This is a genomic window from Jeotgalicoccus nanhaiensis, from assembly GCF_015235105.1.
GTDB classification, from domain to species: Bacteria; Bacillota; Bacilli; order Staphylococcales; family Salinicoccaceae; genus Jeotgalicoccus; species Jeotgalicoccus nanhaiensis.
On the sequence record NZ_JADGLW010000004.1, the window covers coordinates 129088 to 151287 of the forward strand.

At 40.7% G+C, this 22200-nt stretch carries 22 protein-coding genes; 9 read left to right on the top strand and 13 right to left on the bottom strand.

What is annotated here, in order from left to right:
• Positions 1–45 precede the first annotated feature (45 nt).
• Positions 46–1299, top strand: coding sequence for an NAD(P)/FAD-dependent oxidoreductase (locus IR135_RS07515; protein WP_135098212.1), 1254 nt, complete (start codon positions 46–48; stop codon positions 1297–1299).
• Positions 1300–1581: 282 nt separating this feature from the next.
• On the opposite strand, the gene leuS is transcribed toward IR135_RS07515, so the two are convergent.
• The 4 genes from leuS to IR135_RS07535 all read right to left on the bottom strand — a co-directional run bounded on the left by leuS (position 1582) and on the right by IR135_RS07535 (position 6992).
• The gene (leuS, locus tag IR135_RS07520; RefSeq protein WP_135098214.1) at positions 1582–3996 is read right to left on the bottom strand and encodes a leucine--tRNA ligase; all 2415 of its coding nucleotides are present in this window, start codon (positions 3994–3996) and stop codon (positions 1582–1584) included.
• 239 nt (positions 3997–4235) lie between these two features.
• Entirely contained in the window at positions 4236–4697 is a 462-nt protein-coding gene (locus IR135_RS07525; protein WP_135098215.1) for a methylated-DNA--[protein]-cysteine S-methyltransferase, read from the bottom strand.
• Positions 4698–4702: 5 nt separating this feature from the next.
• Positions 4703–6265, bottom strand: coding sequence for a putative ABC transporter permease subunit (locus IR135_RS07530; RefSeq protein WP_135098217.1), 1563 nt, complete (start codon positions 6263–6265; stop codon positions 4703–4705).
• Positions 6240–6992: an ABC transporter ATP-binding protein gene (locus IR135_RS07535; protein WP_135098219.1), complete on the bottom strand. Its 753-nt coding sequence runs from the start codon at positions 6990–6992 to the stop codon at positions 6240–6242. Before IR135_RS07535 ends, IR135_RS07530 begins: the two co-directional genes overlap by 26 nt.
• Before the next feature lie 51 nt (positions 6993–7043).
• On the opposite strand from IR135_RS07535, the gene IR135_RS07540 reads away from it, so the two are divergent.
• On the top strand, positions 7044–7592 hold the full coding sequence (locus tag IR135_RS07540; RefSeq protein WP_135098273.1) for a class I SAM-dependent methyltransferase: 549 nt from the start codon (positions 7044–7046) through the stop codon (positions 7590–7592).
• A 19-nt stretch (positions 7593–7611) separates the two neighbouring features.
• Here IR135_RS07540 and IR135_RS07545 read toward each other — a convergent pair whose 3' ends face one another.
• A complete protein-coding gene (locus IR135_RS07545) occupies positions 7612–8418 on the bottom strand; it encodes an alpha/beta fold hydrolase (RefSeq protein WP_135098221.1) in 807 nt (268 codons plus the stop codon).
• Positions 8419–8497: 79 nt separating this feature from the next.
• On the opposite strand from IR135_RS07545, the gene IR135_RS07550 reads away from it, so the two are divergent.
• The 7 genes from IR135_RS07550 (at position 8498) to IR135_RS07580 (ending at position 13856) form a co-directional block, all read left to right on the top strand.
• Positions 8498–9001, top strand: a complete 504-nt coding sequence (locus IR135_RS07550; RefSeq protein WP_135098223.1) for a gamma carbonic anhydrase family protein — start codon at positions 8498–8500, stop codon at positions 8999–9001.
• Positions 9002–9094: 93 nt separating this feature from the next.
• On the top strand, positions 9095–10081 hold the full coding sequence (locus IR135_RS07555; RefSeq protein ID WP_135098225.1) for a proline dehydrogenase family protein: 987 nt from the start codon (positions 9095–9097) through the stop codon (positions 10079–10081).
• 18 nt (positions 10082–10099) lie between these two features.
• Entirely contained in the window at positions 10100–10465 is a 366-nt protein-coding gene (locus IR135_RS07560; RefSeq protein WP_135098227.1) for a fluoride efflux transporter FluC, read from the top strand.
• On the top strand, positions 10458–10820 hold the full coding sequence (locus IR135_RS07565; protein WP_135098229.1) for a fluoride efflux transporter FluC: 363 nt from the start codon (positions 10458–10460) through the stop codon (positions 10818–10820). Before IR135_RS07560 ends, IR135_RS07565 begins: the two co-directional genes overlap by 8 nt.
• A gap of 224 nt (positions 10821–11044) precedes the next feature.
• Positions 11045–12085 (top strand): quaternary amine ABC transporter ATP-binding protein, encoded by a 1041-nt coding sequence (locus IR135_RS07570; RefSeq protein WP_135098231.1) that lies wholly within the window; start codon positions 11045–11047, stop codon positions 12083–12085.
• On the top strand, positions 12078–12917 hold the full coding sequence (locus IR135_RS07575; RefSeq protein ID WP_135098233.1) for an ABC transporter permease: 840 nt from the start codon (positions 12078–12080) through the stop codon (positions 12915–12917). Before IR135_RS07570 ends, IR135_RS07575 begins: the two co-directional genes overlap by 8 nt.
• A gap of 51 nt (positions 12918–12968) precedes the next feature.
• The gene (locus IR135_RS07580) at positions 12969–13856 is read left to right on the top strand and encodes a glycine betaine ABC transporter substrate-binding protein (RefSeq protein WP_135098235.1); all 888 of its coding nucleotides are present in this window, start codon (positions 12969–12971) and stop codon (positions 13854–13856) included.
• Positions 13857–14076: 220 nt separating this feature from the next.
• Here IR135_RS07580 and IR135_RS07585 read toward each other — a convergent pair whose 3' ends face one another.
• The 8 genes from IR135_RS07585 to IR135_RS07620 form a co-directional block, all read right to left on the bottom strand.
• Positions 14077–15672 (bottom strand): solute:sodium symporter family transporter, encoded by a 1596-nt coding sequence (locus tag IR135_RS07585; RefSeq protein ID WP_135098237.1) that lies wholly within the window; start codon positions 15670–15672, stop codon positions 14077–14079.
• Positions 15673–15947: 275 nt separating this feature from the next.
• Positions 15948–16574 (bottom strand): DapH/DapD/GlmU-related protein, encoded by a 627-nt coding sequence (locus tag IR135_RS07590; protein ID WP_135098239.1) that lies wholly within the window; start codon positions 16572–16574, stop codon positions 15948–15950.
• 93 nt (positions 16575–16667) lie between these two features.
• Positions 16668–16907, bottom strand: coding sequence for a DUF1413 domain-containing protein (locus IR135_RS07595; RefSeq protein ID WP_135098241.1), 240 nt, complete (start codon positions 16905–16907; stop codon positions 16668–16670).
• Positions 16908–16965: 58 nt separating this feature from the next.
• Positions 16966–18201, bottom strand: coding sequence for a M20 family metallo-hydrolase (locus IR135_RS07600; protein ID WP_135098243.1), 1236 nt, complete (start codon positions 18199–18201; stop codon positions 16966–16968).
• Between the two features lie 53 nt (positions 18202–18254).
• Positions 18255–19280, bottom strand: coding sequence for a lipoate--protein ligase (locus IR135_RS07605; RefSeq protein ID WP_135098245.1), 1026 nt, complete (start codon positions 19278–19280; stop codon positions 18255–18257).
• Positions 19281–19283: 3 nt separating this feature from the next.
• Positions 19284–20201 carry a deacetylase SIR2 gene (locus tag IR135_RS07610; RefSeq protein ID WP_135098247.1) on the bottom strand — a complete coding sequence of 306 codons (918 nt, stop codon included), beginning with the start codon at positions 20199–20201 and terminating at the stop codon, positions 19284–19286.
• Positions 20202–20306: 105 nt separating this feature from the next.
• A complete protein-coding gene (locus IR135_RS07615) occupies positions 20307–21359 on the bottom strand; it encodes a 2,3-butanediol dehydrogenase (protein ID WP_135098249.1) in 1053 nt (350 codons plus the stop codon).
• Between the two features lie 72 nt (positions 21360–21431).
• Positions 21432–22172, bottom strand: a complete 741-nt coding sequence (locus tag IR135_RS07620; RefSeq protein ID WP_135098251.1) for a DUF429 domain-containing protein — start codon at positions 22170–22172, stop codon at positions 21432–21434.
• Between the last annotated feature and the right edge of the window lie 28 nt (positions 22173–22200).

The following is a 22200-nucleotide window of genomic DNA, read 5'->3' on the forward strand; positions in this document are numbered from 1 at the left end:
TTATAATGGATAAAGGAATACTTTAAAACTAAAAGGAGAAAACTCATGTACGATACAATAGTAATCGGCGGCGGTGTCAGCGGAATTATGGCAGCCTACGCTGCAAGTTTAAACAATAACAAGGTGCTTTTAATCGAAAAGAATAAAAAGCTCGGCAAAAAATTGCTGATTTCAGGCGGAGGCCGTTGCAATGTGACCAACCGTCTGCCTTATGAAGAAATTATTAAACATATACCGGGTAACGGAAAATTTCTATACGGCCCATTTTCTGTCTTTGACAATGAATCAATTATTAATTTCGTCGAATCCAATGGCGTAAAATTAAAAGAAGAAGACCATGGCCGGATGTTCCCGGTTTCGAACAAGGCAAAAGATGTGCTGAATGTATTTTTAGAACAGCTCGATCAGAATAAAGTGGACATCCGTTTTGAAACGGAAGTTGCTGCAGTATTAACTGAAGACGATAAAATTACCGGTGTAAAAACAAGCGATGGAGATACATTTAACGCCCGCAATGTCATTATTACGACCGGCGGCAAAAGTGTGCCACAGACAGGCTCTACAGGTGACGGCCACAAATTTGCAAAAACACTCGGACATACAGTCACCGACCTATTTCCGACCGAAGTACCGATTACATCCAACCAGCGTTTTTTCACTGACGGTTCCTTAAAAGGCATCAGTCTTGACGACGTTGCTTTATCTGTCTTAAAGAAAAACGGCAAACCCCGTGTAACTCATCAGATGGATATGATTTTTACTCATTTTGGCGTGAGCGGCCCTGCTGCCCTCCGCTGCAGCCAGTTCGTCTACAAAGAACAGCTGGCACAGAAGAAAGAAAACATTAAAATGCAGCTCGACTTTTTCCCGCAGTATACGATGGGTGAAATGCAAGAATACATTAATAAAACTATTAAAGATAATATCGATAAAAGTTTGAAAAATATTTTAAAAAATATACACCAGGAACGGCTAATTAATTTCATGCTTGAGTATTTAAAAATCGACGGCAGCACCAGCGGCCACCACGTATCGAATCAGCAGAAACAGGCACTTGTTGAATTTTTCAAACGCTTTACTTTTAACGTTAACGGCACTCAGTCAATTGAAAAAGCCTTTGTTACAGGCGGCGGCGTTAACTTAAAAGAAATTAACCCGTCTACCATGTCGAGCAAGTTAATCGAGGGACTCCACTTTGCAGGAGAAGTACTGGATATTCACGGCTACACCGGCGGATACAATATTACGAGCGCACTGGTCACCGGCTATGTGGCAGGATATCACTGTTCGAATGGGTAAATCTGGTTTAACTAATGCATTTAATCCCGTGGTTCAACCCTCGGTTCACAACAGGAGAATGCCGTTGTTAACCGAGGGCGTTGGATTCACAACAAGAGTATACCGTTGTTAACCGCACCGCAAAACCCATCGGATAATTTAAAACTCGTACGTTACCTTTCCTGGGGCATCGCTTGAGCTTGTAGCCTCAAGCTGATGCTATTCCCCTAGGAGTCTAACGTACGAGTTTTTTGAAAAATACACCGCTCCGGTCTGCAATCAGGCCCGGAGCGGTGCTTTTGCTTAATTAGCTACAATATTCACTAATTTCTGAGGTACAACGATTACTTTACGTACCGTTTTTCCTTCTATTGCTTCTTTAATTTTTTCATCAGCCAGTGCAAGTTCTTCAATTGCTTCTTTTGTGAGGTCTCTTTCGATTTCCAGTTTATTCTTAACTTTGCCGTTAACCTGTACAACGATCTCCACTGTGTCTTCTACAAGTTTTGATTCATCGTAGGCAGGCCATTCTGCATAGGCAAGTGTTTCTTCGTTGCCTAAAATACTCCACAATTCTTCCGCGATGTGCGGCGCTACAGGAGACAGCAGTTTAACAAAGTTTTCGATATAAGACTTGCTGACTTCTTCAGCTTTGTAGGCTTCATTTACGAATACCATCAGCTGTGAAATACCCGTGTTAAACAGCAGCGATGCGAAGTCTTCCGTTACTTTCTTCACAGTTTCATTATAAACTTTATCGAGATCAGGTGTTTCTTTGTCGACGATTTTCGCTGCAGGTTCACCTGTTTCTTCATTAACTATGAGTCTCCATACACGGTCTAAGAATCTTCTTGCTCCGTCGAGTCCGTTTTCACTCCATGCGATTGATGCATCGAGCGGCCCCATAAACATTTCATACAGTCTCAGCGTATCTGCCCCGTGAGAATAAATAATATCATCCGGATTTACTACGTTGCCTTTTGATTTACTCATCTTCTCGTTGCCTTCACCTAGAATCATTCCCTGGTTATACAGCTTCTGGAATGGTTCTTTCGTTGGAACAACGCCAAGGTCGTACAGGAACTTGTGCCAGAATCTTGCGTAAAGTAAGTGCAGTACCGCATGCTCTGCACCGCCGATATATAAATCTACAGGCAGCCAGTGTTTCAGTTTTTCAGGGTCAGCCAGCTGTTCCGTATTGTGCGGGTCGATAAAGCGCAGGAAGTACCAGCTGCTACCGGCCCACTGCGGCATTGTGTTTGTTTCACGGCGGCCTTTAACGCCGTCTTCTCTGACAACATTAATCCACTCAGTATTGTTAGCAAGCGGTGATTCGCCTGTACCTGACGGTTTGATTTCAGTCATTACCGGCAGTTCGAGCGGCAGCTCTTCTTCAGGAACTGTCGTCATCGTGCCGTCTTCCCAGTGAATTACAGGAATCGGCTCACCCCAGTAACGCTGGCGGCTGAACAGCCAGTCTCTTAATCTGTAAGTAATTTTTGCTTCGCCGGCATTTTTCTCTTCGAGAAGCTCAATTGCTTTCTTAATACCGTCCTCGAGGCCAAGTCCATTAAGCTCTCCTGAGTTAATGTGCACACCTTCGCCGGTAAATGCTTCCTCTTCTATATTTCCGCCTTTAAGCACTGGAAGTATCTCAAGATCAAACTGCTTAGCAAATTCATAGTCGCGTTCATCATGCGCCGGAACAGCCATAATTGCACCAGTACCGTAAGACGCTAAAACGTAGTCCGCAATCCAAATCGGCAGTTTTTCTCCGCTTAATGGATTAATTGCATAAGCACCTGTAAACACACCGGTTTTTTCTTTCGCAAGATCAGTACGTTCGAGCTCGCTCTTATGCGCCGCTTTTTCCTGATAAGCTTTAACCGCTTCACTTTCTTCATCAGAAGTAATTTTATCAATTAATTTATGTTCTGGAGAAAGAACTGCATACGTTGCTCCGTATATCGTATCCGGACGTGTTGTAAACGCAGAGAATGACTCATCGAAACCATCGATTTCAAAAGTGACGTTTGCCCCTTCTGATTTGCCGATCCAGTTGCGCTGCATATCTTTTAATGATTCAGGCCAATCGAGATCATCAAGGTCTTCCAGTAAACGGTCAGCGTATTCAGTAATACGGAGAATCCATTGTCTCATCGGTTTCCTTACTACCGGATGGCCGCCGCGTTCACTCTTGCCGTCAATAACTTCTTCATTGGCGAGCACTGTGCCGAGTGCTTCACACCAGTTCACAGGTACTTCATCTACGTAGGCAAGTCCTTTTTTATACAGCTGGATAAAAATCCACTGTGTCCATTTATAGTATTCAGGATCTGTCGTGTTAATTTCTCTGTCCCAGTCGTAGCTGAAACCAAGTTCTTTGATCTGACGGCGGAAGTTATCGATATTCTTTTCGTTAAAAGCATGAATATCATTGCCGGTGTCAATTGCATACTGTTCTGCAGGCAGACCAAAGGCGTCCCAGCCCATAGGGTGAAGCACATTGTAGCCCTGCATGCGTTTCATACGGCTGACGATATCTGTCGCTGTGTAGCCTTCCGGATGACCGACGTGAAGTCCGGCACCTGACGGGTACGGGAACATATCGAGGGCGTAAAATTTCTCTTTGCCGATTTCGTCTTCGGTTTTAAATGTTTTGTTGTTTTCCCAATACTGCTGCCATTTTTTTTCGATGTCTCTGTGTTTAAACGTCATTGGTTTTCCTCCTATTAAATAAAAAAATCCCATATCTAAAAAAGATATGGGACGATCTATACGACCGCGGTACCACCCGCATTCACATTATGTGCAACTTTAAAAGATATGAAATTAACACAGACAAGTTCACTTGACGTTAATACCGGTTCACACCAGCCACCGGCTCTCTTAAAGAAACGTTTCTGCTACTGCTTCTGATACTAATAATATAGCTGAATTTCATTAATATAGCAAGGCTATCTGCCTTCAACAGATAAGAGCAGTTTTTTCTTATCCAGGCCGCCGGTATATCCGCCGAGCGTATTGTTGCTCGCGATAACTCTGTGGCATGGAATAATAATCGAAATCGGGTTTTTACCATTGGCATTGGCAACAGCACGCGAATAATTGCTGCCGCTGATGCGTTCAGCAAGCACCTTGTAGCTGATTGTTTCTCCGTACGGAATCTGCCGGAGCTCTTCCCAAACTGACTGCTGAAACGGAGTACCGTGAGTTTCCGGCTTAATTTTCACCTCAAAAGTTTCGCGTTCTCCGCTGAAATATTCGTTCAGTTCGCTGATGCACTGCTTAATTACTTTATCCGGATTATCAGAGGTCTCCGGAGCGTCAGCATAGTCGATTCTTATAACCGCATCATCCAGAGATTCAATTCTGAGCCAGCCGATATCAAATTTATGATAATATACAGTACTTGTCATGGTCATCAGTCCTTATAGGTAATATTATAGCCTTCATCATACTTCGCACCCGTTTTTCTTAAGAGAAACACATAGGATAAAATACTTAAAATAATCAGCACCCCGATAACTATCAGCATAGTCCCGTGCTTCAGCACGTATTCTTCTCCGTTAAAGCCGACGGTAAACTGCGTCATGTATCCCATTAAAAGTATCAGGGCAAAAATAGTCACTGAAATAATAATATTCGCAGCTGTATCGAGACGCTGCGCCGGATTCTTTTTGGACACAACAGGGTTCATTGCGCCGAGCAGCATGCCGAGCGGCGCAATTGTCAGCACGAGCAGCACCGATATCCCTACTGCATAAATTAAAGTCGTGACCGGCACATCCAGTATAAAGTAAATAATAATTGTTATTATAATATACACCGGTGTGATCGTTATAAAATTATATAAATATTTTGCTTTGGCAATATCGAGGCCGCTGACCGGCATCATTTTTAAAAAGTCATACGTACGAGCGTCTCTTGCGGTATTCATCGCAGCGACAAACAGTGAAATCATAATCGAACCTGCAAAGGCAATTGAAATCATTACCTGATCATCCGATGATGATTCACCGCCGTAAATCAGCGGATTTGAAGTCAGCAAAAATAAAAAGACAAACGGGAACAAATACTGCGGCAGCACTGCCGACCATTCTTTAAAATCACGTTTCGTCATGGTCATATCTTTTTTCAAAAGAGCACGGACCGGTGAACCTGTTTCCGCTGCTGCGGTTTTTTTGTGCTCTAAATTTCCTGCAGTCGCCGTTCCTTTAACAAAAGCGGCAGTAACGTAATTCAGGACGAGTGCAATTAAAGCTGGGGATGCAGCTGCAAAAACAAGCAGGAGCAAAATGTATTTCAGCATTTCCGGATTATATAGAAAGCCTGAAAAGATAAAGTCAACATTCGGCATCATGTTGATTACCGGTCTTAAATACTGGCCGCCTGCCATTATAATGAAGTAAGGCAGTACACTTGCGACGCCGCCGAAGAGCGTTAAGATCTCACCGACACGTCTCGCTGACGACACTTTCGTCACAAGAAATACGACAATATAGGCAGCCGCTGTACTGAGTGCTCCAATAAAAAGAAAATAAACGATACTGCTTACTGCGAGCAGCGGCGCTTCATATCTTGCAGCAAGCGTCAGCCCTGCAGCTAAACTGATAAAAAGTACAACCGGCAGTACTTTAAAGGTAAACTGATAAAATAATTTTACCGAAAATACTGCTCTCGGTGTAACAGGCAGCACTAAATATGAATCGATATTTTTATCCATAAACATTTCTTTAATAATGCCGTTCACTAAAAACAGCGACAATACCGGAACAAGAAACAGCGACAGCAGCAGAATCGCTTTACCGATCAGCACTTCTTCTGCATTAAAAAGAAATATATTTAAAACCATCCATACTGCCGGAACAAGCATAACGAGCAGAATAAATGCGAGGAATAAATATAATATTATCTTCCCCGTACCGAGTGCTTTAAAATAATTCAGTCTGGACTGTGCTTCAACTTTCAGTATGCTCTTGAACATGCACGTCCTCCCCGTCTGTGAGTGCCAGGAATATATCCTCGAGCGTCCTGCCCACCCCTGCCTGTTCGCGCAGTTCAGCAAGCGTTCCAAGCGCCTTAATCTCACCTTGATAAATGATACATATTCTGTCCGCGATTTCTTCTGCGAGACTTAACGTATGCGTGGTCAGAAAGACCGTATTCCCCTGCTGCACGTAGTCCGTCAAATAATTTTTAAGTTCGCGGTTACTTTTCGGGTCGAGGCCGACATTCGGTTCATCGAGAAAAATAACTTCCGGAGAATGCATCAGCGCACCAATCACGGCAAGTTTCTGACGCATGCCGTGGGAATATTCTTCGACCAGCACACCGAGATCATTACCGAGTTCGAACATGTTAACGAGTTCTTCGCGTTTATTTTTATACGTCTCTTTATCCATCTTGTAAATGCTCGCAACGAAGTTTAAATATTCGTTGCCGGTCAGTTTGCCGATAATATCGGGGGTGTCGGGAACGAAACTGATTTTTCTTTTCAGCTCCGTATTGTTTAAATGCATAGGTTCGCCCAGTATTTCAACGGAACCGTCCGATGGTTCAAGGAGTCCCATCAGCATTTTTATCGTCGTGGATTTACCGGAACCGTTCGGCCCGAGATAAGCAAACAGCTCCCCTTTTTTAACTGAAAGATTTATGTTTTTAACGGCTGTCTTCTCACCGTATTTTTTAGTTAAATTACTGGCAGTAATCATTAAAGACCCAACCTTCTTATGATAAAATTAATAGAAATTGAAAGGATTGATATTATGCTGCAAAGAATACTCCCTGCCGGAAAGGATTTCATTAAAGAAATTGTTAGCCCGGAAGATATATTAGTCGATGCTACCTGCGGCAATGGCCACGATACAGCTTTTCTCAGCCGCCTTGCACCGGACGGCCATATATACAGCTTTGATGTGCAGGCTGAAGCAATAGACAGCGCCCGTGAAAAATACCAGGCCGACAATATTTCATTCGTGCACGACGGCCATGAAAATATATCCAAGTATATCAGCACACCTGTAAAAGCAGGTATTTTTAACCTCGGCTATCTTCCCGGCGGCGATAAATCAATTACGACTGTTTACGATACTACGATTACAGCAGTCGATACCTTGTTTAATTTACTGACCCCCGGCGGCCGGATAATAATCGTTGTCTACCACGGCCACGACAGCGGGAAAATCGAACGAGATGCGCTGCTTGAAAACTTGTCAGCCTGGCCGCAGGATAAGGCGCAGGTACTACAGTATCAGTATATTAACCAGAAAAACAGCGCGCCGTTTCTGCTGGTAATAGAAAAATTGAAGTAAGAATATATTCTTACTTCAATTAATCCGTTATTATACCTATTGAAAACAGCTGCGCATTAAAGAACTGCGTCATTAAATAATACGGATATTCTATGTTTTCTCTTTGGAATATGCTGTGTTCCTCTGAATTCAGCATTGTAAAACGGAAATCATCCGACAATGCCCGCTTTATATATTTCGCAGATAAATAAGGATTGATAATCTGATCGTCATTGCTCATTACTGTTAATATGGGCACGCCGCTGACTTCCTCCATATTCTCCGATGTCAGTTTCATCTGATTGATAATGGTCTTATACCACTGGTAGCTCACCCTGTCGACAATCAGTTCATCTCTTTTATAACGCTCTAAGAACCGCTTGTCCTGTGTAAAGTAATTCATTTTAATCCCGAGATTAAATCTCGCTTCATCATTGGTTACACGCACGCTCGTCAATATTGTATTTTTGCGGTTCATAAATGACTGTTTAAATGACAAGAGCGGATTTAAGGCGATGATGCCGTCGGACTGAATTCTGTTCTGTCTGTGCGCTTCCAGTGCAATTAGAGCACCGAGCCCCTGTCCGATTATAAAGGTCGGCAGATCGTACTGCACCGCGAGTGAATGCCACTCCGCCACCCTTTCCACATACTGTTCAAAGCTGTTGATATGACCTTTGTTTACACGCGTTGTCTGGCCGTGTCCCGGCAGGTCTCCGATAATGACATGGTAGCCGTCACGGCGAAGTTTTACCGTCAGCTCATCGTAGTACTCATGGTGTTCCAGCAAATCGTGAACAATGACCACGACACCCTTTGGTTCGTTTTCTGTCTCCCACTTCCACATAAGCTTTCTCCTTACAAATAAATGCAAATTTGATATGATGAATTTATTATAACATTTGAGATGGGAAAGGAAATTTAAAATGATAATAGATTATAAAAATCATACACCAAAAATTAGTGACTCTGCCTTTATCGCACCAAATGCGACAATAATTGGAGATGTTGAAATCGGAGAAAATTCATCAGTATTTTTCGGTTCGGTCGTCCGGGGTGATATTGCTCCTGTCCGTATCGGCAATAATACGAACGTTCAGGACTTATCTGTTCTGCACCAGACACCGGGTCTGCCGCTGACACTGGAAGACAATGTAACAATTGGCCATAAGGTGACACTGCACAGCTGCACTGTAAAACAGGGTGCACTGGTCGGCATGGATTCAATTGTGCTCGATGAGGCAGTTATCGGAGAAAATGCCTTTGTCGGTGCGGGCTCGCTCGTTACGGGAGGAACAGTTATCCCTCCGAATACGCTTGCATTCGGACGTCCTGCAAAAGTGGTCAGAGAGTTGACCTCAGAAGACCTTGAGGAAATGAAACGTATCAACGAGACATATGTTGGTCACATTCCCAACTATAAAAAATAAATAAATAATATTTTTTACACCCTTTCTTAGTAAAAAGACGATATAATGAATTAAGCATAAAAAGAAAACGCTTTATTTACAGGAGGATTAGCAATGGGAGTAGTTAGGGATATTTTCATCGGTTTATCGGAGAACAAAATTTTAAATGATGCATCAAAACAAATGGGGCTCAGGTTTGGTGCACAAAAAGTAGTCGGAGGAACGGGTGTAAATGACACTCTCAGTTGCCTTTCCGACATAAATAATCAGGGTATGAGTGTAACTTTCGACAATCTCGGAGAATTCATATCCGATCGCGGCGAAGCTCTGAAAGAGAAAAATAATATTATTAAAATGATTAAAGCAATACAAAAAGAAGGCATCGATGCTCATGCGTCAGTTAAACTGTCTCAAATCGGTTTACACATCGATGAAGCTTTTTGTTATGAGAATATAAAAGAAATTTTAAATACAGCAAAAGAAACAAACTTGTTCGTCAATCTGGATATGGAAAACTACGTGTCCAAAGGACCGTCGCTGAACATTTTAGACAAACTTCTGAAAGAATACGACAACGTGGGTACAGTTATTCAAGCTTACTTTTACGATGCTAAAAAAGACGTCAGAAAATATAAAGATAACCGCATCCGTTTAGTTAAAGGTGCTTACAAAGAACCAGCAACACTGGCTTATCAGAATAAATCAGATATCGATCAGTCGTATTTTGAAATTATTAAAACGCACTTAGTAGAAGGCAGCGGCTTTACTTCAATTGCAACACATGACCACAACATTATTGAAAAAACGATTCGCTTTATCGAAACGCAAGGTATTTCAAAAGACAAATTTGAATTCCAGATGCTGTACGGTTTCCGTAAAGACTATCAGCAGGATCTGGTCGCCCGCGGCTATAACATGTGTGTCTATGTACCGTACGGAACAGACTGGTACGCCTACTTCATGAGAAGACTGGCAGAGAGACCTCAAAACCTTAACCTGGTCGTTAAGTCTCTGACTTCAAGCAAAAAAGTACAAGCCGGTGCTGCAGCGGTTGCTGCGGTAGCAGGACTTGCACTTGTACGTAAAGCAATTAAAAACTAAGATTAGATTGGAATTTTTATGAATAAATATTTAAGTATAGGCGCAGGTGCAGCACTCGGTGCACTTTTGCGCTTTTTACTATCCATAGGCGCGCTGACGCTGCAGCTGCCGTTTTTCAGCGGTACTTTAATAGTGAATATGGCCGGCGCTTTGTTAATCGGTTTCTTTATCGCAAAAGAATTAAAACCGTCGATGTACAGTTTTTTAATTACGGGATTCCTCGGCAGTTTTACGACATTTTCGATGCTGAGTTATGAACATTATCTGCTGCTTTCCTACGGAGATTATGTCATGTTTCTTGCCTATCTCGGCAGCAATCTTATCCTCGGAGTCATCGCTGTCTTCCTTGGATTTACGCTCGGAGGCAAAAAAGTAAATGATTAATATTTTAACAATGATGGTTGCAGCAGGACTTGGCGCGAGCCTGCGCGCGTATATACACCAGCTCCCCGTTTTTAAAGATAACGATATTCCTTATAATACGATGGCGATCAATATACTGGGTTCCTTTCTGATGGGTTTTACAGTAATGCTCGTTGTAGAAAATACGCAGTATTACTTAATTATCGTTACCGGATTTTTAGGCGGCTTTACGACATATTCACAATTTGCATTAGATCAGTTTAACCTCCTCCGGGAAAAGAAAACAAAATTGTTCTTTAAATACTCCTTAAGTACTATATTCTTTACTTTAGTGGCAGTCGCTTTCGGATTAATTGCCGGGAGCATGTTTGTTTAAACCTATAATACAAAAAGGATATGAATACCCCCACAGAGCTCTAATCCGCTCTGTGGGGGTTTTTCCTAATGATGTGATAAAACTGATAATTTTCAGAGAGCGATTTGACTCAATAATTTTATAGTGTTAACGTTATTAACGTTGTTCCAATAAAAGCTTATTCATTTCTATACTTGGAGAAATTTAGAAGTATTTCCAAAATTCGATAAGGAGGATTGATGTTTATGAGCGTCATTGAAATAAACAACGTCACTAAAGTATTTGGTAATTATAATGATAAAGTTAAAAAACTGCTTGATGAAAATCAATCTAAAGCTGAAATACTTGATCAAACATCTTCAACTGTTGCTGTGAAAGCAGCCAATTTTACTGTTGATGAGGGTGAAATATTTGTCATTATGGGATTGTCCGGAAGCGGAAAATCAACATTGATTAGATTAATAAATCGTCTTATTGATCCTTCAGATGGCGCAATAAATATTAAAGGTAAAGATGTTTCACAGATGAATTCTGATGAACTCAGAAATTTCAGACGTGAAAACCTCAGTATGGTATTCCAAAATTTCGCACTTTTCCCTTTTAAAACCATATTAGAAAATACTGCATTTGGTTTAGAAGTCAAGGACATTCCCAAAAAAGAACGTTTAGAAAAATCAAAAGAAGCTCTTGCTCTTGTCGGTTTAAAGGGATATGAAAACCAATATCCCAACCAGTTATCTGGTGGTATGCAGCAGCGCGTAGGCTTAGCACGCGCCTTGGCTAACGATACCGATATTTTGCTGATGGACGAAGCATTTTCAGCACTGGATCCATTGATTAGAAAAGACATGCAGCAGGAGTTGCTGCAAATTCAAAAAAGTATGAAAAAGACAATCGTTTTCATTACTCACGATTTAGATGAAGCTCTGAATATCGGAGATAGAATCGCTTTAATGAAAGACGGAGAAGTCGTTCAAATAGGAACTGCATATGATATCATTACTAATCCTGCAAACGATTATGTACGCTCATTCGTAAAAGATATCAATCATGCAAAAGTACTGCGAGTTAAAGATATCATGAAACCTGTATCAGCTGATGACAGAGAGAATATCTCAAACAGTATCGCTGCTGATAAATTGCTCACTGAATCTTATACATACTTCAGTGGCGGAGATACTAAAATACCGGTCAGCGATGGCAGTTCTATTATCGGTACCCTTCACTCTACCGATGTCTTTAATACACTGACAAAAGGTAATGAGGAGGTGGAAACAGATGCTTGAGAACTTTCTGCCAAACTTACCTTTCACTAAATGGGTCAGTGATTTCGTATCATGGCTCACCTCGACCTTTGATTTTATCTTTAGCCCGCTTGAATCAATACTCAGCTCAATTATGAATATCATTATTGATGTGCTGGAATTTATTCCGCCAGTTATCTTTATAGCTATTGTAATGATCCTTGCTGCACTGTTTATGAATAAAAAAATTACCGCAGCAATTCTGGCAGGAATCGGAATGCTTTTCATTCTAGATCAGGGCTTGTGGGATAACATGATTAGTACATTGACTTTAGTACTGGTCAGTGCTTTTATCTCGGTCATCATCGGTATTCCTCTCGGAATATTGATGTCCAGAAGTAAAATGTTCGAGGCAATTATGAAACCGATACTCGATTTTATGCAGACTATGCCGGCGTTCGTATATCTGATACCGGCAGTTGCATTTTTCGGTATCGGTATGGTGCCAGGGGTTTTCGCTTCATTTATCTTCTCAGCACCACCAACAATACGTCTGACAAATCTCGGTATTCGGCAAATTGATAATGAATTGATTGAAGCCAGCGACGCATTCGGTACAACTTCTATGCAGAAACTGCTTAAAGTTCAGTTACCGCTTGCGAGACCTTCAATAATGGCCGGAGTCAACCAGACGATTATGCTAGCCCTTTCAATGGTAGTTATCGCATCAATGATCGGAGCACCGGGTCTTGGCCGTGACGTTTTAAGTTCACTGCAACGTGCAGATGTTGGAACAGGGTTTGTTGCCGGGTTAGGCATTGTAATACTTGCGATTATTATAGACAGATTCACACAGACTAAAAAGTCTGCTTAAATTTGGTAACCATTTTATTATAATATAAAAATCTATTTAGGAGGATGAGTTATGAAGAAATGGTATACGCTGCTTATGGCGGCAATAGTATCAATCGTTCTTGCAGCTTGCGGAAATGGTGAGAAAGATACTTCTTCAGAAGAAGCAGAGTCAGGTGTCAATGGCGATCTTGGCCAAGAATCAATCGAAATCCCTTATGTGGAATGGGATTCTGAAGTAGCATCAACACACGTTATTCAACAAGTTCTGGAGAGCGAAGGCTACAACGTTGAAATTACGCCTTTAGATAACGCAATCATGTGGGAATCAGTTGCATCAGGTGAAACAGATGCAATGGTAAGTGCATGGATTCCATTAACACATGGTGACTTATTTGAACAACATCAGGATAGTCTTGAAGATTTAGGGCCAAATCTTGAAGGTGCTAAAATTGGTTTAACAGTACCTGAAGATTTCCCTGTTGATTCAATTGCCGACTTAAAAGATGAAGCAGGACAGACAATCACTGCAATTGAACCAGGTGCAGGTGTTGTACAAGCAGCAGAACGAGCATTGGAAGATTACGAGAACTTAAGCGACTGGGAAGTCCAGCCGTCATCATCAGGTGCGATGGCAACTGAACTTGGATCAGCAATTGATGCAGGTGAAGAAATTGTTGTTACAGGGTGGACACCACATTGGAAATTCCAAAGCTATGACCTTAAATATCTAGAAGATCCGGAAGGTACTTTTGGTGATGCTGAAACAATTAATACTTTAGCACGTGAAGGATTGGAAGAGGATGCACCTCGTGCATATGAAATCTTAAATAACTTCTACTGGGAACCAGAAGATATGGAAGCAATCATGCTTGATATCCAAGAAGGTGCAGATCCTACAGAAGCAGCTGCGACTTGGATTGAAGAAAACCAAGATAAAGTTGACGAATGGTTACAGTAAATTAAATTTAACAGCAGGGCGAAAATTCGCTCTGCTGTTTTTTTGTTGCTGAAGCTAATATATATTGAGTATTTATCTTAAAATATTAAAAAAGCGGCCCGGAGGCAGTGAACTGCTCCCTGTCTACTTGACAGAGAGCAGTACAAATCACTATGCATTTAAATCTTACGTAAAATTGACAAAAATAAAAAAGAACGGATCCTCATCCGTTCTTTTATTTCTACGCCGCTACTCCGAGCGGTGAGAATATTATATAACTGGCGACAACAACTGTAAGGACTGCAATTCCTGCGACATATCTGTATTTCCAAGGTGTCATATCCACTTTAGAGAAGTCTTTGCTTAAATCAAATTCATTCGATGGATACAGTTTGTTAAATATCAGCAGTACTGCAAGGTCTATAAAGAACAGTATACTCAGTATATATAAATAATGTACATCGCTTAACAACAGGTTTGCCGATGTATACAAGACTATATGTGTAATAAAGGTTACTTTCGCCCCAAGTTTTGATGTCTTCTTCGCAAAGAATCCGACTACAACAAGGATCAGAACAGGCAGACTGTATATACCGTTAAACTGTTGCACTACCGCATACAGTCCTGACGGGAACAGCGAAATAACCGGTGCAAGTATCACTACTATTACACCTACAATTATAGTTGTAATTCTTCCCACTACTGCTAATCTTCTGTCTGAAGCTTTTTTATTGATAAATGATTTGTAAAAGTCGAGTGAGAACAAGGTCACCGTACTGTTGAGTGCACCGACAAATGAGCTCAATATGGCACCGAAAATAATCGCCCCGAAGATACCAAATGCCCATTCCGGTAAGATTGTATTAATTAGCATCGGATATGCATTATCAGCTGTACTCCCTACATCTCCATTGAATATGTTAAATGCAATAATACCCGGCAGTACTAAGAAAAGTGCACCGAATATTTTAAATATGCTTAAGTATATTGCGCCTTTCTGCGCTTCTTTTAAGCTTTTCGCAGCCAGTGCTTTTTGCACAATCATCTGGTTGGTACACCAGAAAAACAAGTTATTAAAGAACATCCCGAACATCAAGGTCGGCCACGGTACAATCGGTGAATCTACTGCACCCCAGGCATTTAATTTCTCCGGAGTGTCTTTAACGATATGATCGAAGCCCTGAAGGTAACTTCCATCTCCCAAGTATTTAAGAGCAAGTATGGTGACGATTAATCCACCGAATATCAAGCCGATACCGTACAGTGTATCACTGTAGGCACTGAGCGACAGTCCGCCGATAAATAAATACAGTATACCGACAGCCCCGATGACTGCTGCAATTATAATAACTGCAGTATTATCACCTACATTCAGAAATTCACTGACATTAAATAACTGATTAAACACCAGTGATCCCGAATATAAAACAACCGGCAGGAACGATACTATATACGTGAATATAAATAAAAGCGATACGAGTCTTTTAGTAAATACATCGTAGCGCATTTCAATAAATTCCGAAATCGTGCTGATTCCGTATTTTAAATACTTAGGCAAAAACACCCAGCACAGCAGCACTACTGCGACTGCCGCCGTTACTTCCCATGCCATAACTTCCATACCTGCAACAAAGCTCTGGCCATTCTGTCCGACGAGCTGTTCGGTTGATAAGTTTGTCATGATTATTGTAGAAGCTACAGCAAAACCGGTCAGGCTGTGGCCGCCCATAAAATATCCCGATGCACTGTTTTTATTTACTCTTCTTGACCTGAAGAATGCATACAGTGCTACGCCAATAATTACAATTAAAAATAAAATAATAGATAAAATATTCATAGCTAAATTTCTCCTTATTTATTGATATTAATTAATAAGCAGTTCATCCAGCTATTTAAATAGAGAATAAGTAAATTTAGCTATGACATCAAATAAAGTAAAAACCCTGGGGTCCATATCTAAAATTTCCACCTCTTTAATGAAATACAGTTCCAATTGAATACTGATAATTGTATATTATCTAGTATATAAATGCTAATTTTTAATATTAAATGAACTTTTTCAACTATATTTATATGTAATATAGTTTTATAACAAAAAAACCAGAGTCTCCTCTAGTTTCGGTAATGCTTGTGAATAAATTCTTCGATAGGCAAATGAAAATCATCTATACATTCTTTAATCTTTTCATGAGACCAGTCCCACCATCTTATGTGCAGCAGTGCTTCTATTATTTCATCATTGAATCTTTTCTTAATTTCTTTAGCCGGTACACCGACGACAATGGAATATGGTTCTACATCTTTAGTTACTACAGCGCCTGCTCCAATTACAGCACCGTCTCCCACTGTCACCTCTGGTGAAATAATTGCACCGTGGCCAATCCACGTATCGTGCCCGATTGATGTTATCCGCGCTTGTCTGCGATTAAAAAATTCACTGTCATCAGTATCACTGAAACCGTACATTTTCTTTCTGTAAGTAAAATGATGCAGGGACGGTCTGTCATACGGATGATCCGTCGGGCCAATTCTTACCATCGCAGCAATATTTGAAAACTTACCTACCTGTGTGTTTTGTATAAAACAAAATTGTCCAGTGTAAGAATAATCTCCGATTGTACTGTTCTCAAGAAAATTAGACATACCCACTTCTGTATATATACCAAATTCACAGTTTTTAATATCCGTGTTGTCGTGAATCAGCACTTCTTTATCCAGCTGTTTATTTGAAATATTCATTTCTTTCCTCCATCGTATTAATACTTACATTTTAACTTGGCGCCATGTCTGACGTTGTTAAGTAAGTATTAATATTGTAGAGAACCGGTAAAATTATCCCAGTTTTCTGTACTGCTGCTGATGGGAAGAAGTTTTTTCAATCGCTTCAACTGATTTTTTCTTCTGAACCTTTTCTAAAAACAACCGTCCGAGACTGCTTCTTTTTTCCGTTTTAATTCTATTCCACTTATAGCCTTTGAAGAGATCTTTCAGCAGAAAAACCTCTCCTTCTCTCAGGTTCTTCGTTTCCTGCCATGCTTTTTTAATAATTTTTTTCTCATTTTTAGCCACCATTACCACCTCTGTATTCTAATTTAATTAGTAATACCCGGTTTTACAACGACTATAACACTTAGGATTGTAATAATCTTACAGCTGTACGCAGCAGAACATTTGCACCATTCACCAGCTGTTCCGGTGATGTATATTCCAGCGGATTGTGACTCACTCCGTCTTTACTTGGAACGAAGATCATCGCTGACGGTGCAACCCGGTTAATCATCTGGGCATCGTGACCTGCGCCTGATGTCATTAATTTCGAACTTAAGGTTAACTCTCCTGCAGCTGCGACAATATTTTCTACAATCGACTTATCAAATATTACCGGCTCAAAAATCGCAAATTCCGTCGCCTCTACACCTATTTTTCCTTCTGCTTTAATTTCTTCCAGTGTATCGCGGACTAACTTCTGCGCTTCATGGAAACCTTTTTCTGTCGGACTTCTCATATCGAGTGTAAATGTTGCTTTTGACGGTATAATTGTTGCGGCATTCGGTTCAAGCTGAATTGATCCGAGCGTTGCAACTGTGTCGAGTTCATTTTTATTAATATAGTTATACAGTGTTGACATAAAGTATGTCACTGCCTGCATTGGGTCTTTACGCAGATAGTTCGGTGTTGATCCTGCATGGTTCGCTTCTCCTCTAAAAGTAATTTCCCGTCTTGAGTTCCCTTGAAGGTTGTGAACTGCACCAATTTCGAAATCTTCCTTGTCGAGTACCGGTCCCTGTTCAATATGCAGTTCAATATAGGCTTCCGGCTGAATAAAACCGGGTTCATTATTCCCCGCATAACCGATGCGTTCAAGTTCGTCACCTAATCTCAGCCCGTCGATACTCATAGTATCGAGTGCTTTTTCGAGACTTAAATCTCCTGAATACACTAAAGATCCAAGCATGCTCGGCGGGAATCTCACACCTTCTTCATTAGTAAATGCTGCCACAGTGACCGGCCTTTTTGTCTTAATATTATTTTCTTTTAATGACTGGATTGTTTCAAGTCCTGACAGTACACCGTAGCTGCCGTCATATATTCCGGCATCGATGACCGAGTCGATATGAGAGCCCAGCATTAAAGGTTTTTCTCCCTTATTGTGTTCTTCCTCCCAGGTTGCAAATATATTGCCGAAACGATCAATTTCAACTTTTAAGTTAAGTTCCTGAAACCAGCTGACCAGTAAATCCCTGCCCTGTTTATCTTCGTCTGTCAAAGCCAGTCTGATTAACTGTCCCTGGTCATTTCGTCCTACCTGACCCAGTTCAGTAATTCTATTTAATAATCTTTCTTCATTGATTTTTAAATGGTTCACTGTGAATGCACTCCTTTTTCAATTACTTTGTTCTATACCCTGCAGCATTGAATTTATTCTAAAATTAGTTTCACAATCTCTTCTTTCGTAATACTGCCTAAATAATGACTCAGGTCTATAGAAGAGAGAGCAGATAGTAAATCTTCTTCTTTGAGACGTACACCTTCAAGCACTTCTTCCACTGTCCTGATTTCCTGATTACCGAAAAAATCGCCGTAAATTTTTGCATGCTGAATTATACCGCCGTCAACATCTAGCGTAATATCAAGTGTACCTATAGAGAATCTGCCGTCTCTTGAATACTTAAATCTTGGAGACTTCCCGAAAGTCCATTCCCAGTTGCTATATTTTTCAGCCATCAGCTGATCAATTCCGGTCCAATCTTCATCGGTCAGTTCATATGTTTTAACTTCGCTTCTGTCAGCTGCACCAAATATTTTAAGAATCATCAGTTCAGCGAATTCAATGCTTGAAAGATTTTTATATTCTTCATCTAAATGATTTCTTAAAGCGCTGACTCTGCTGCGGACTGATTTAATTCCCTTCGATTCCATCTTCTTTTTATTCGGTTTAAGTGATTTCTCCATTTTCTCTTCGTCGATATCTAAGAGCAGACTGTAGCCGCTGTAGGTCCGTCCGTTAACAACATTCATTGCACCGCCAGAAACTTTCTTTCCATCTACATGCAAATCATTGCGTCCGCTTTTCTCCACATTTTTTAAGCCGAGTTCTTTTAATATTTCTATGGCAGGAGCATACATCTGATCAAAATTAATATCTGCACTCGCGCTTGTATTATCACTGACGAAACAGAAATTCACGCCGCCCATATCGAGATAAATAGTTCCGCCGCCGGTATCCCTTCTGACCAGATTAATGCCGTTCTCTTTCATATATTCTAAATTCGCTTCTTCACGGGCGTTCTGATAGCGTCCGACCTGAACAAGCGGTTCTGTTAAGTATGGAAAGACCATATCTTCGCCTAAAAATAAATTCTTCTGCGCATAAACCTGAACAGCAAGAGCAACTGCTCCGTCGTAGATATATTTCCCGTTGCGTTTAACTTCTATAAGATACATTGATTATTGCTCCGTTTCGTATGTTTTCATTTTAATAATCTGCTGTTCTTTTTGAACATTTTCAAGCAGTGTTCTGATATCTTCCTGCAGCCAGATTGAACGTTTTCTTACAGCAGGCGGTATTCTGTAATCTTTTAAGTTCACAGTCATGTACAATGCATTCTGCCTGTTTTCAGCCAGCTGCTGAAATGGGTGTTTAATAACCTGCGGTGCCATATAGCCGCAGCCGAGTTCCAGTATTAATAACTTTTTATCTGTATAAGAATCCAAGAAATTATGGAACAGTTTCTGATCACTGAAAAACTGTTCATCTTCCACCATCCAATCGGTGTGATTACGCCGGTTCAGCTCCATAGGCGCACCGCATTCCTTACAATATGGAATCAAATCGTCAGGCACCTTCATACCCCGCTGGCGGTCGATCATGTCTTTCATTAACTCTTCATTATTATAACGTTTTGGAGTACATCCTTTTGAACACTGCAGTAAGTTATATTTCCCCTGCACGTCGAATACTTTATTTTTATCAAAACCGGCTTTTTCAAAAGCATTGTCTGCGTTGGATGTAATAATATGATAATTTCTGCCTTCCAGTAATTCTTTCAGACGTATATAAGATTCCCCGAGCGGCTGACTCATATAATTTAAATCGACAAAACGGCTGAAAAATGCCCATTCTTCATTTAAATTTTCAAATTCAAATACGCTTGCCTGAAACATATCCAGCCAGCGGTACTTTTCAATGAAATCAGGAAAATTTTGTGTAAATCTCGGTCCTGCATATGTAAAACCATCTGCCGCCGCCATGCCTGCGCCAACACCGATTAATACAGCATCCGCTTCATCAAGCGCCATGGACAATTTGCTTGAAGCAGTTAAATATTCGCCATTTGACAGTACATGCCATGATGTTTTACCCATATTCTCAATCCTTTAATGAATTCTTAAAAACTTCTTTAAAACTACTATAACAGATTAAAAAAACACGATGATTAAATCACCGTGTTTTATAAAGCATATATTTAATTATTCTTCGCCGCTCAGTTTAACGAGAATTTTAGCCTGAGACTTATCTTCAATTAATTTATTGAAGCCTTTTTCTATAACTTCATCGAGTTCTATTTCTTCAGTAATCATCAGTGACGGATCAATCTGGCCACTTTCAATCATTTTTACAGTCGCTTCAAAGATATCCGGTTCATAACCGAGAGAGCTCGATATTCTTACACCAGATGTTGTCAGCATCATCGGATTAAAATCGATTTCTTTTTCAAAGATGGAAACAATGCAGACCATACCTCTCGGTCTAGTCGACTGAATAGACTGTTCAAGTGTCTGTTTCACGCCCGCGACTTCAAATGTCCGGTCGACACCGTCCGGGTAAATCGACTTAATATACTCTACAGGATTTTCTTTACCGCTGTTTACAGTATGTGTAGCACCAAATTCTTTAGCTTTCTCGAGGCGCTCATCCGATAAATCAAAGGCAAAGATATCTTTCGCTCCGGCTGCACGTGCAGCTAATATAGTCACAAGACCGATAGGACCTGCTCCGTAAACCGCAACCGTTTCGGAGAACTTAAGTTCCGATTCACGGATTGCCTGCAGCGCAACTGCTGTCGGCTCTACCAAGGCACCGATTTTCAAGGAAGTACTGTCTTTCAGTTTAACAATGTTTTCTGCAGGTACGACGACAAAATCAGCAAAACCGCCGTCATCTCCGAGTCCGATAAACGTTCCTTCTTTATAGAAATCGTATAAAGGATTGTCATGCTGCTTGTTTGTAAGAACAGGATTGATAACAACCTTGTCTCCGGCAGCCAGTCCCTCAACTTCTTCTCCGACTTCTTCTATTACACCGCTGAATTCATGTCCCATAATTACAGGTCTCTCTTTACCTGTCACACCATTCGGCGCATCTCCCGGAATAAAAATTGGACCCCCGAGATACTCATGCAGATCAGTACCGCATATACCTGTCCAGGCAACTTTTACTTTAACACCCTCAGCATAAACTTTAGGTTCAGCCACTTCTTCGATTCGAACATCTTTTGTGTCATAGTATACTACTGCTTTCATAAACCACTTCACTCCTTGAATGTTTTTCTTACTTATATTATAACTTATTGTGAAGAAAATCACAAGTATAAACTATACTTCTTCAAGAACTTCCGGCAGAAGTATAAAACCATCTTCATCTGTGCCGAATTTTCTCGCAGCAGCCATCTCTTTATAAATCATATACAGTCCTAGAGCACACAGGAAGGCATCCAGCTTATCTTCCAGGTGCTTATGATGTTTCCGGTTAATCGCTGCTTCATCCACCATCAGTTTTTCTTTGAATCCGGATATAATACCCCGCTGTTCAAGCAGGCCAATACGTTCTGTCAGCAGCTTCATCTGTTCAACATTTTCTTCAAATGTTACTCCTTTTTTACGTTTATATTTAACCGGGTAAATATCCGGGAACAAACCGCTCACAATTCCCGTTGGAAATGTCTCAATAATACTTGAACCTTCTTCATCAATGCCAATGCTGATATTTGGGAGATGTTCGATTATTAAATTGCTCAGCACTTCTCCCCGGATACTTTTAAATGTTTTTGTCAGAAAAGTCCTGTTGGAATTAAAAGCATACACCCGGTGACCGTTAATTCTGCCTTTAAGCAAATCGCGTTCAGCCTGACGCGATCCTGTTTCATTATTTACAACCAGCGGCGCATCGATTGCGATATACAGTTTTTCATCACCGTATGATTTAATAATATTAATAATCTCTTCATCGCTGAACACAGCAGATTCGAGAATAAGCACTTCTCCGCTTTCATCCATGACACAAATGCCGCTTTCATTTTTATATGTCCACGCCAAATCTATACCGATAAATTTCATTTATATCACTCATTCTCTTTATATCATT